At 39.0% G+C, this 10,004-nt stretch carries 13 protein-coding genes and 2 tRNA genes; 9 read left to right on the top strand and 6 right to left on the bottom strand.

The window, feature by feature from the left end; all coding sequences use genetic code 11:
• Positions 1-57 precede the first annotated feature (57 nt).
• Positions 58-130, top strand: a tRNA-Asp gene (locus ACTB1O_RS01440).
• Positions 131-253: 123 nt separating this feature from the next.
• Here the strand turns inward: ACTB1O_RS01440 and ACTB1O_RS01435 are convergent.
• A complete protein-coding gene (locus tag ACTB1O_RS01435) occupies positions 254-532 on the bottom strand; it encodes a 2TM domain-containing protein (protein ID WP_462993363.1) in 279 nt (92 codons plus the stop codon).
• Positions 533-707: 175 nt separating this feature from the next.
• Here ACTB1O_RS01435 and ACTB1O_RS01430 point away from each other — a divergent pair.
• The 3 genes from ACTB1O_RS01430 to pscS all read left to right on the top strand — a co-directional run bounded on the left by ACTB1O_RS01430 (position 708) and on the right by pscS (position 2,278).
• Positions 708-780 (top strand) — tRNA-Asp (locus ACTB1O_RS01430).
• A 132-nt stretch (positions 781-912) separates the two neighbouring features.
• The gene (locus ACTB1O_RS01425; RefSeq protein WP_462993362.1) at positions 913-1,092 is read left to right on the top strand and encodes a hypothetical protein; all 180 of its coding nucleotides are present in this window, start codon (positions 913-915) and stop codon (positions 1,090-1,092) included.
• Positions 1,093-1,096: 4 nt separating this feature from the next.
• Positions 1,097-2,278, top strand: coding sequence for an O-phospho-L-seryl-tRNA:Cys-tRNA synthase (gene pscS, locus ACTB1O_RS01420; protein ID WP_462993361.1), 1,182 nt, complete (start codon positions 1,097-1,099; stop codon positions 2,276-2,278).
• Here pscS and thiI read toward each other — a convergent pair.
• Positions 2,268-3,455: a tRNA uracil 4-sulfurtransferase ThiI gene (gene thiI, locus ACTB1O_RS01415; protein WP_462993360.1), complete on the bottom strand. Its 1,188-nt coding sequence runs from the start codon at positions 3,453-3,455 to the stop codon at positions 2,268-2,270. The genes pscS and thiI overlap by 11 nt on opposite strands.
• A 114-nt stretch (positions 3,456-3,569) precedes the next feature.
• On the opposite strand from thiI, the gene ACTB1O_RS01410 reads away from it, so the two are divergent.
• On the top strand, positions 3,570-4,202 hold the full coding sequence (locus ACTB1O_RS01410) for a DUF2150 family protein (protein ID WP_462993359.1): 633 nt from the start codon (positions 3,570-3,572) through the stop codon (positions 4,200-4,202).
• Entirely contained in the window at positions 4,199-4,651 is a 453-nt protein-coding gene (locus ACTB1O_RS01405) for a DUF5814 domain-containing protein (RefSeq protein WP_462993358.1), read from the top strand. Before ACTB1O_RS01410 ends, ACTB1O_RS01405 begins: the two co-directional genes overlap by 4 nt.
• Positions 4,652-4,727: 76 nt before the next feature.
• Here ACTB1O_RS01405 and ACTB1O_RS01400 read toward each other — a convergent pair whose 3' ends face one another.
• Complete coding sequence (locus tag ACTB1O_RS01400) at positions 4,728-5,723, bottom strand: endonuclease/exonuclease/phosphatase family protein (protein ID WP_462993357.1); 996 nt, start codon at positions 5,721-5,723, stop codon at positions 4,728-4,730.
• Positions 5,724-5,826: 103 nt separating this feature from the next.
• A complete protein-coding gene (locus tag ACTB1O_RS01395) occupies positions 5,827-6,555 on the bottom strand; it encodes a YkgJ family cysteine cluster protein (protein ID WP_462993356.1) in 729 nt (242 codons plus the stop codon).
• Between the two features lie 119 nt (positions 6,556-6,674).
• Between ACTB1O_RS01395 and ACTB1O_RS01390 the strand changes: the two genes are divergently transcribed.
• The 3 genes from ACTB1O_RS01390 to ACTB1O_RS01380 are packed head-to-tail and all read left to right on the top strand — an operon-like array spanning position 6,675 to position 8,856.
• Complete coding sequence (locus ACTB1O_RS01390; protein ID WP_462993355.1) at positions 6,675-7,013, top strand: STAS domain-containing protein; 339 nt, start codon at positions 6,675-6,677, stop codon at positions 7,011-7,013.
• A gap of 60 nt (positions 7,014-7,073) precedes the next feature.
• A complete protein-coding gene (locus ACTB1O_RS01385; protein ID WP_462993354.1) occupies positions 7,074-8,432 on the top strand; it encodes a PP2C family protein-serine/threonine phosphatase in 1,359 nt (452 codons plus the stop codon).
• A gap of 1 nt (position 8,433) precedes the next feature.
• Positions 8,434-8,856 carry an ATP-binding protein gene (locus tag ACTB1O_RS01380; RefSeq protein ID WP_462993353.1) on the top strand — a complete coding sequence of 141 codons (423 nt, stop codon included), beginning with the start codon at positions 8,434-8,436 and terminating at the stop codon, positions 8,854-8,856.
• 28 nt (positions 8,857-8,884) lie between these two features.
• Here ACTB1O_RS01380 and ACTB1O_RS01375 read toward each other — a convergent pair whose 3' ends face one another.
• Together ACTB1O_RS01375 and ACTB1O_RS01370 are read right to left on the bottom strand one after the other, a co-directional pair.
• The gene (locus tag ACTB1O_RS01375; protein WP_462993352.1) at positions 8,885-9,376 is read right to left on the bottom strand and encodes a hypothetical protein; all 492 of its coding nucleotides are present in this window, start codon (positions 9,374-9,376) and stop codon (positions 8,885-8,887) included.
• A gap of 63 nt (positions 9,377-9,439) precedes the next feature.
• A partial coding sequence (locus ACTB1O_RS01370; RefSeq protein WP_462993351.1) for a hypothetical protein occupies positions 9,440-10,004 on the bottom strand: 565 nt, incomplete at its 5' end.

Genomic DNA, 10,004 nt, shown 5'->3' with positions numbered 1-10,004 from the left:
CGATTCCGGGAGGCGGGATCTGTTTGATCAGCTGCGGGCTGGTGTATTATCTTATTTGCCCAGTTAGTGTAGTGGCCTATCATGCAGCCCTGTCACGGCTGCGACACGGATTCGAATTCCGTACTGGGCGTAACTGCTTTAATATTTTCAGTTACTTTTTATGATTTTTAATGTCAGATTAATTTGTGATTTTTTAAAATGTTACAGTTATCTGTAAAAAAAGAGATTTAATTTTTTTAAAATGTGATGAAAATTAATTTTTCTTCTCTTTATCCATGTATTCCTGGATCTTTTTCTCTTCCCAGTCATCGCCCATGACTTTTGAGTGCCCGAACACGTTCCAGGCATGCATAAGGAGACCGATTCCCCAGAAAAAGGTTACCCAGTAAAACCAGAGTGACTGCGGGGATGTTATCAGGTTTACCAGGGCAAGCAGTACATTTATGATGATATACGCTGCAAGGTGGGAATAAAAACCTTTTAGATCTGTGACTTTCTTCTTTGCTTTTTTATATGCATCATTTTCTTCCATATTCACAACTTCCTTTTAATTATCTGTTTATTTCTGTGATTTTAGATATAGCCTTTTGTTAATTTTCAGTGTATTTTAATTAAATCCGGCATTCCGGATTTTTATTTGTTCTAAACTCAAATCGAAGTATTAAAACGTTTAAGGCTTCTATATAGTATGGTAAAATTAGTTTCATGCCCAGTTAGTGTAGTGGCCTATCATGCAGCCCTGTCACGGCTGCGACACGGATTCGAATTCCGTACTGGGCGTTTATCATTTTTGTATTTTCATCAGGGTATTTTAAAATAAAGTGTGATTTTGTAACCTTTTGTGGCAGATGGAATAATCCACTCTTTAATACCAGATAAAAACGATATATTATGCCACCACAGGTGATTCATATGTCTCAGAGGGGAGTTGACGCAGTTTTTCAGGCAATGTTTTTGCTTACAGATATGAGGGAACTTTTTAGAAAAAACGCCCCGTTTCATGAATTTGAAGGAGCGGAAAAGGAAGAGGCCTCAAAGATAATGGAAAAGTTAAAAAAACAGATATCAGTCCTTGAGCAGGAGGTGCTTTAAGTCCATGCTTTGCGCAGACAAAATTGAAGCACGTTCTGTTGAGGAGATGTACATAAATATAGATCCTATTCAGGCAGGAGGAAGATTAACTCCTGAGGCCCAGAAAGCCGTTTTAGCATACTCTGACGGGTACTCCGTATGTGATAACTGCTTAAAGCCCTTCAGACTTGACTACATCCGAAAACCGCCTCTTGCCGAATTCCATGAGGATTGTGCAAAATGGCTGAATATGGATGCAGTCCGTGTTGTTCCCGGTGCAAGAAGAGGTTTTCAGGCAGTCGCAAGTACTCTTGTTGAAAAGGGCGATCCTGTCATTCTTACATCCCTGTCTCATTATACCGAGTTTGTATCAGTTGAACAGTCAGGCGGAATTCCATGTGAGATACCTGTTGATGAACGTAATCACATAACAGGTGAGAATGCCGCACAAAAGATTGAGGATGTAATAAAAGAGCATAAAAAGACTCCATCCCTTCTTTTCGTTGAACACGCCGACTATCAGTTTGGAAATATTCATGACATAAAGGGTGTTGTTAAAGCCGCTCATTCCTATGATATTCCTGTTCTCCTAAACGGAGCATACACTGTCGGAATCATGCCTGTTGACGGAAAAGAGCTTGGCGCTGATTTCATTATAGGTTCGGGCCATAAGAGTATGGCGGCACCTGCACCTTCAGGAATAGTTGCAACAACAGAGGAATACGCTGAGAAGGTGTTTAGAACAACACAGGCAAAAGGCGATGTAACGGGGCGCACCTTTGGTATAAAAGAGGTTGAGATGATGGGATGCACCTTAATGGGCGTTACAATGGCAGGGCTTGTCGCATCATTTCCAGCGGTCAAAAAGCGTGTTTTAAACTGGGATACCGAAATTTCGCACAGCAGAAAGATTGCAGATGCCCTAATCTCAATAGACGGGACAAAAATACTGAGTGATATGCCGCGTGAGCATACCTTAACACGTGTAAATACCACCGAATCATTTGACAAAGTTGCACAGACACATAAGAAGAGAGGATACTTCTTCTCGGGAGAATTAAAAAAGAAAGGCATCTGTGGTGTGATCGCCGGTTCAACAAGAGTGTGGAAGTACAACACATTCGGACTGACTGAGAGGCAGACAGATTATGTTGCAGAATCCTTCAAAGAAATTGCGGAGAATAACGGTCTTACCGTCACTCCTTAATTGTTATTTTTCCGTTCAGTGCTTTGTATTTTTCAGTATCTTTTAAGCAGGTTTCAATCAGTCCTGAAATATCCAGCTCTTTTTCATCTTCAAGGACAGACTCGATTGTTGCAGATACTGCCGGATGTTTTGGAACAACGCTGCATGCGACATCGCCTGACAATTTTCTGAAAGTTCCTATTTTTCTTGCAAGATTTACAGCCTCTTCCTTATCATAGGTAATAAGCGGCTGAATCAGTGGTATATCTGATGGAATAACTGCCTCCACGACCGACATATTTGCGAGAGTCTGCGATGCGACCTGACCAAGATTGTTTCCCATAACAAGAGCGGAATATTCTCCTTTCCTTACAATTTCCGATGCAATTCTCAGCATAAATCTTTTGCAGATAAGGCAGCGGTTTCTCTGGTTTTCAATTTTTGTTAAGGCATCATAGAATTTTTCGATATTTACCGATAAAAGCTCCATATTGTGGCCCGGTGTCCAGAGGGAGAGATTTGAAAGATTTTCAAGTGATGCGGGTTTTGTATCCTTTCCCATATAATCTCCGCCGCTAAAATGGATGAATGAGACAACACATCCGCGTTTCATAACCAGCCATGATGCAACCGGTGAATCAATTCCTGCTGAGATAAGTGACAAAACCTTGCCCTGTGTGCCTACCGGAAGTCCTCCCGGACCTGCAATTGAATTATCGTAAATTAGACCTCCCTCTTTTCTTGCCTCAATAAATATTTCATAATCCGGGTTTGAGAGGTTTACTGTAAGGCCGGGGACTCTTCTGTATATACTGCTTCCCGCAGATGCGCCAAGCTCCTGACTTGTAAAGCCGGATACATTTGATCTTCGCGCTCTTACTGCAAATGTCATCCCTGACTTTAATTTTTTTGATGCATAATCTGCCGCCGCTGATTCAATTTCATCCCTGTCCGGAGATGTTCGTTTTGCAATGCTTACTCCGACGATACCAAATATTTTTGAGAGGACATCTGCAATTTCTTCAGGTTTATCGCCGGTTACAAGTATTCTTCCTCTGTGAAGTTCAATATCGGCCTCAAGGCCTGCCACCTTTAGCGCCATCCTGATATTTTTTGTTAGCAGTTTTGTATAGTAGCGCTGAACGGAATCACTTTTCAAAAAAAGTTCTCCATACTTTGCCATTACAGTTATCGACATCTCTGTCCTACATTATGGCTTTTGTAAGTATTATTTCTTGGCTGAGAGTAGCCGAGATTCAGGGTTGTTAATAGAAACCTCTTTTAATAGTCGGATGAGAAATTATCAGTACTTATGGCGAAGAAAAAAGCGGGAAAAGAAGAGCCACAATCTGTACTGTATTACTTTTATACACAGGAAAGATGGGATAACTGGCTGAATACACTTCTGGAAATGAGTTTTGATGAACCAGAGGGGTCTGATGAAATGCCTGAGGGCTTAGCGTCACTTGATAATTTTACAAAAGATATCAATGTATCTGTTATGAAGATAGTCAAGGTCTTTCAGAGTGGAAGCTATGACATAAAAACAGCACTTGAAAAGCTCAATGAAGTTGAGGAGATCATAATGGGAGATGTTCCTGAAAACGAATTATCTGACATTATTCAGGGTGTACAGATGCGCTTTTTGGTTCTCTTCATGTCATGCAAGAAATTTATCAAAGGCGATATTGCTGAAGGAGCAATAAAAGATCTCGTAAAGGACGGCCGAAAGATCGGCGATGATGATCTTGAAAAAGCGCTTGAGATGGCATCTGACATCGGTGCAAAAGTCTTAAACGGCGAATCCTGCTGTGGCAAATATCTCCGCGGTGATTCCGATGAAGAACCGATTATGTTTGATGACTGGCTTGTGGAAGTTGATGATATGGGAGAATCCTTAAAATCACTCAAGAAATTTGATGAGGAGTTTGGAGCAGGTATTTGATCTCACAAAAGGCGCGTTTTAAGGCGGCAAAGAAGCTGCAGAGAATTGTGGGCTATCGTGTGCCCGAGTTTGCGTTTAAAGGACAGTTTCTTGAGGCTGTCAGCGCCTGTGCTGATTATCAGCGGATGGATAAGCGGCTGAAAGAACAATTAAATAATTTTTTTAAGATCTTTTTAAACTGCAGGTGTAAAACGAATCCGCTCTGTGGCTGTGCCGAGAGAAAATTTGCGGCAGAAATTTTAGAACTCAGAATGACCGGGATGAATCACCGGCAGATCTCTGAATTTCTCCTGGATGAATATGGCATATCTCTCTTCCCTGCCGATATCCTGAGTTATCTTGAAGGGTCGGTGCATGTCCTTGAAGCGATAAAGGATGTTGCTGTAATCGAGAACAATGAGAATATGATTGCCTCATCAGCAAAGGTAATCGCGGACATTGAAAGATAGATCATAATTATATACCTATATCTGAGAGAATCTGTTTTTTAGCCTGTTATTTTTGTTTTAACAGGAGTCTGTTTCCTCAGGATGTTTCATTTGTATACAGGGAATCTTCTGCGGGGGTCGGTATTTGTGTTGCAGTTGTCAGAAAGTCTGTTTCATCCTGTCTTTTTCCCTTTGTAAAAACAGCATATACGGGATAATGATCTGATACTTTTTTAGTGAAATCAGGTGTCAGTGAATATTTTATATCAAATCTGTTTACTCCGGCATCGCCTGTATAGAAGTTGCAGCCTCCGGTAAGAACAATTCTGTCATATGTGCAGTCTGTTGCACCTGTGGTTGTGTCAATATCATTTCCGATAACCCATCTGTAACCTTCGGTTTTCATCGGCGTGTATGAATCCTCATCGAAATACGCACCGTCTGCATTGAAATCTCCCATAATAACAACTGTTTCATCATAAGGAAGAACAGTTTTTGCGTATTCTGATGCTTCGTAGAGGAAACAGATCTCCTCTTCTGCTTCGTCAGGGTCTGTGTGTATGGTCACAAAAGTTGCATTGAATAATCCTTCTGTTGATTTGAATGATCCGATATAGGGTTCTCTGTGGAACATATCCACATCCTGAGGTTCAGGGTATACGAACGGAGTTCCTATTGGTTCAATTGTTTTTGTATTGTAAATGTAGGCATACTGTTCTTTGCTTGAGGTTCTACCGAGTCTTTCGCTGACAAAATAAGAATATTCAGAGCCGTCTGAATTAACAAGTTCCATAAGTTCTAAAAGTGCGGTCTGTGAACTGTCCCGTATTTCCTCTATTGCGACAATGTCATATTCCCTTATTATTTTTGAAAGAATTTCCATTACATCGTCATTTTCCGCTTTTGTAATGCCAAATACCTGGATGTTGAATGCACCGGCCTTTATTGTATCAGGATCTCCTGTCAGTTCTGAATTAAATCCGTTCTGAAAGGGTATCGCAATTGTGTCCTTTTGCGAGATAGCAAAGACTACGATAATTACTATCAGAGCTATTTTTAAAAAAGGAGGTATTTTTTTCTTTTTCCCTGCCATTGTAGATAATGGATCTGACTTTTTTATTTAATTTAATTTGGATCTGGTTTATCTTTTTTTTTAAAAATATTTTAATTTGTTATTCAGGTGAGAAATACAAATTTCATCCGGATATATAGTCGTCTTTTGAGATGAGATTTTCCTCAAAGGATTCGCCGTTGAAGACAAAGATAGTGATATTCTCTCCCTTTTCAAACTGACGCATCTTCTCATCATATATCTTTCTTACAGGTCTGAGGTTTTTATCGCTGAAAAGAGAAAGAAGAGCGATATAAAAATCCCTTTCCTGTTCAAGGAATTTCTTTTCGTATTCAATTGTATCCATTGCATATTCTTTGCATAAATCATCGGATATTTCAGTATTGTATTCGCCATGTTCATTAAGTCCTGATATCTGGCGCCATTCTGTTCTTCCGTTTTTGTCTGTTTCACGGTGCAGCATATAGGGGTAAACTCTGCATATAGAAAAACGATCGTTATATATCCGGCATCTGTTGTTTTCAAGGAAGATGCAGTCTCCGTTTTTTTTGACCTTAAGTGCATATCCTGATACGTAAAAGTTTCCGTTCTGATCACATATTTCAAAATAAGGGGCCGGAACTATTGCATCAGCATAACTATTTTTTGCTTTTGAAAGGTCGTCTGTTAAGAGAAATACATGGTCGTTGAACTCTTTTGTGCAGCATCTTCCACATGCAGTGCACTTAAAGCCAAGCTCTTTTATGATATCCGCAAGTTCATCCTGCGGATATTGCAGCAGATCAGATAGTTCCTTTTCAAGCTCAGGAATGGCAAGAGATATTGATTTTAAAGAATTTACAGATATTTTCATTCACCCTGAATTAATTTTTCCTTAAATTTTGTTATATAATTAGGCTTTCTAAAAGTTTAATGGTTATAGATGCCGGCAAAAATTATAACCTCCATTAAAAACAATTTAATGTCAGAATTATGCAGATTGAACACTCCGATAAAGATTCAGTAACTATTTTCAGGATATCAGGCAGGATTGATGCCAGTAGTTCTTCTGATATTGAAACAGAACTCAATTCAATCCTTAGTTCCGGCAGGAAAAATATTCTGATTGATTTCACTGATGTTGATTATATTAGCAGTTCGGGACTTCGCGTTCTGCTCTCCACATTAAAGAAGATTAAATCTTTGAATGGAATGATGAAACTTGCATGCCTTAGACCGTTTGTTCTGAGTGTGTTCAAAATATCAGGATTTACAGAGATTTTCGAGATATTTGCGGATGAAAAAAGCGCATTGATCAGCTTTAATGGATGAAAACATCTGTAATAAGGAAAAATCCCCGGGTTTTTGAAGTACTAATAAAGAGTGAAAAATATGAAAGAACTTGAAATATTCTTCTCTCTTTTTGAACTAATCTGTGTAATAATTGTATTTGCAATATTTGTAACCCGTTCAAAGTATTTTACATCAGTCCTTGACGGAAAAGCAACCTGGAAAAGCCAGCTGATTCTGATGTTATCATTTGGTCTTCTCTCTATATACGGGACGGCCGGAGGGATTGAGTTCATGGGTGCCATAATCAATGTGCGTGATCTTGGTCCGATGGCAGGCGGTCTCTTCTGCGGACCTGTTGTAGGTATAGGCTCAGGTGTTATCGGAGCTTTATACAGACTCTCCCTTGGCGGGGTTTCATGTATTCCCTGTTCTCTGGCAACGGTTTTAAGTGGTGTTTTTGGTAGTGCGATATATCTTTATTTTGGGAAAAAATTTGTTGGAATCCGTGTTGCTGTCATATTTGCAGTATTAATGGAAATATTCCACATGATTCTGGCATATTTTATGATAGAGCCGGTATCTCTTGCGGCTGATATTGTAAGTACAACAATTTTCCCTATAGTTCTGGCTAATGCGATAGGAATGTTTGTATTTGCATATCTTATATCAAATATTGTAAATGAGAGAAGGGTAAAGGCCGAGAGGGATAAATATCAGTCTGAACTTCATAAAAAAAAGGCCGAGATGGAGATTGCGGCAGGTATTCAGAGAGATTTTCTTCCTAAAAATATACCTGCTATAAAAGGTTTTGACCTGTATGCAAAAAGTATCCCTGCCCTTGAAGTTGGCGGAGACTTCTATGATGCAATTATTTTGCCAAACGGACGTTTTGGACTTGTAATTGCTGATGTTTCAGGAAAAAGTATTCCTGCGGCGCTTTTCATGGCACTTTCAAGAACAATTGTCAGGGCAAGTGCAGGGTGGCATACCAGTGTTACAGAGGCAATTGAAGATGCAAACAGTCTCATTTCAAAAGATTCAGAGTCCGGAATGTTTGTAACACTTTTCTATTCTATTATAGATGAGAACAAAAAAATTCTTAAATATACTAATGCAGGACACAATCCGCCTTTTGTTCTTCTGTCAGAAACAGAAGAGTTTGATACCCTTCCTCCGACAGGTATTGCACTTGGTGTTATGGAGGATATGAAATATAAATCAGGAGAAATCCCGCTTGGCAGTGACGATATTGTTGTCTTTTATACCGATGGAATAACAGAAGCGATAAATTGTGATGAAGAGGATTACGGGGAAGAAAGGCTTAAGTCTATAATAATCAAAAACCGGAATAAAAGTTCTGAAGAGATTGCACATGCGGTTTTAAATGATGTGAATCGTTTCTGCGGCGATGAACCACAGTTTGATGATATTACAGTGATGGTCTTAAAAGGTGTTTAGAGTGGCTGATAAGAAAATTTTCGATTTCCACATGAAATTTGTATGCCTTGACAGGCTTCCCTTCCTTTTAGAATCGGCAGGGAATCTTTTTGAGGAGAATAACATCTCCGGAGATGTCAGTCTCAAACTTCAGCTTGTCCTGGAAGAAGCAATATCAAATGTTATAATTCATGGTTATCTCAAAAAAGGCGGGTATATTGCTATTTTGGCCACAATTAAAGGTGATATTTTAGAGATTGAGATTCGTGATCATGCAAAGAAGTTTGATCCAATGTCTGTTTCCTCACCTGATATTACACTTCAGCCGGAAGATAGAAAAACCGGAGGACTGGGGGTTTACATGATCCGGAAAATAATGGACAAATCAGTTTATAGTTACGAAAACGGTGAAAATATACTTCTAATGACAAAAAAGATAAAATAAAATGATAAAATTTTTTCATCTTAATTTTTCAGACTGTATGAACAGTTGCAGGTATATCAGCCTGATTGTAGTATTCTTTAGTATATCCATCAGGGAATACTATCTTTGTTGTTGCAGGTGAGAGATCAAAGGTTGTAATTTTTGATACCCAGTGATCTTTTAATACCTCTTCTGCCCTTGAAAATTCTACGGGGGGAACAGTATAAGTCTTTGAATCTGTTTTCTCTGTTACATCCGTAAAACCATATAGCATAAAGGAAGCTGACTTATCAGAGACTCCCAGAATGTCGACCGGCTGTGAGGATCTCTTATCCAGCTCTTTTCTAATCTCATCCGAAGGGTCTGCAATCTTTGTATAATAACCAAAGTATTCCCAGAAAGTCATACTGTAGTCAAAAACCGCCAGAGTGTCTCCGTTTTCACTCACTTCAACAGAGAGAGAGTTGAAAGTAAATGCCTGTGCCGGGACTGCAATGGTTGCAATAATTATCATGAAGATAAAAAGCTTTAAAATTTGCATATCAAAATCTCCTTTGATGTGATATAGAGGATTACACAGATAAATATCTAACTCTCTCTGATACTACTTGGTAAAAGTTAATGCAACAGGGATAGAGTAAATGCCTCCGTTTGAGGAGAGATCAATTTTCCCAAAGGAAAATATATTGTCTCCTGTTTTTCCGGTATCAATTATTACTTCAACAGTCTGCCGTGAAGAAGTGCTGATATCAGCAGGTATTACTTTTATCCAGTCCCTGCTGGTTTTTATGCTGCCTGTGAGAAGGCCGCCGCCATTATTAATTATCTGAATTTCTCTTTTCAGCAGTTTTCCTTTTCTTATATTTTTAGCTATTAATTTCCTGTCCGATATTCCTAAAAGAGGCTCTTTGCCTGTGGCAAAAGTTACAGGCACCTTTATTTTCCCGCCGTTTGTTGAGATAGTAATATTTCCTGCAAATTTAATGCCTGCAGATCTTTGAGGCAGATTATTTTTGTCAATAACAATTTCAACTTTATTTTCTCTGGCTGTTGTGAAATCAGGATTCTTTATTAATATCCAGTTCCTGTCTGAGCTTATACTTCCTGTTAAAATACCGTCTCCGCTGTTTTTGATATCAAGTTCAAATTTGATCACTTCCATGTTTGCA

Source organism: Methanomicrobium sp., assembly GCF_055145805.1.
The sequence above is the reverse complement of the archived record's forward strand: the minus strand, read 5'-3'. Positions and strand labels throughout refer to the sequence as shown.

Bases quoted from the DNA above. Each gene is read 5' to 3' on its own strand.
- ACTB1O_RS01425 (WP_462993362.1), top strand. From the start codon at position 913: ATGTCTCAGAGGGGAGTTGACGCAGTTTTTCAGGCAATGTTTTTGCTT.
- ACTB1O_RS01400 (WP_462993357.1), bottom strand. From the start codon at position 5,723: ATGGCAGGGAAAAAGAAAAAAATACCTCCTTTTTTAAAAATAGCTCTG.
- ACTB1O_RS01435 (WP_462993363.1), bottom strand. From the start codon at position 532: ATGGAAGAAAATGATGCATATAAAAAAGCAAAGAAGAAAGTCACAGAT.
- ACTB1O_RS01395 (WP_462993356.1), bottom strand. From the start codon at position 6,555: ATGAAAATATCTGTAAATTCTTTAAAATCAATATCTCTTGCCATTCCT.
- ACTB1O_RS01385 (WP_462993354.1), top strand. From the start codon at position 7,074: ATGAAAGAACTTGAAATATTCTTCTCTCTTTTTGAACTAATCTGTGTA.
- ACTB1O_RS01410 (WP_462993359.1), top strand. From the start codon at position 3,570: ATGGCGAAGAAAAAAGCGGGAAAAGAAGAGCCACAATCTGTACTGTAT.
- ACTB1O_RS01390 (WP_462993355.1), top strand. From the start codon at position 6,675: ATGCAGATTGAACACTCCGATAAAGATTCAGTAACTATTTTCAGGATA.
- ACTB1O_RS01375 (WP_462993352.1), bottom strand. From the start codon at position 9,376: ATGCAAATTTTAAAGCTTTTTATCTTCATGATAATTATTGCAACCATT.
- thiI (WP_462993360.1), bottom strand. From the start codon at position 3,455: ATGTCGATAACTGTAATGGCAAAGTATGGAGAACTTTTTTTGAAAAGT.
- pscS (WP_462993361.1), top strand. From the start codon at position 1,097: ATGCTTTGCGCAGACAAAATTGAAGCACGTTCTGTTGAGGAGATGTAC.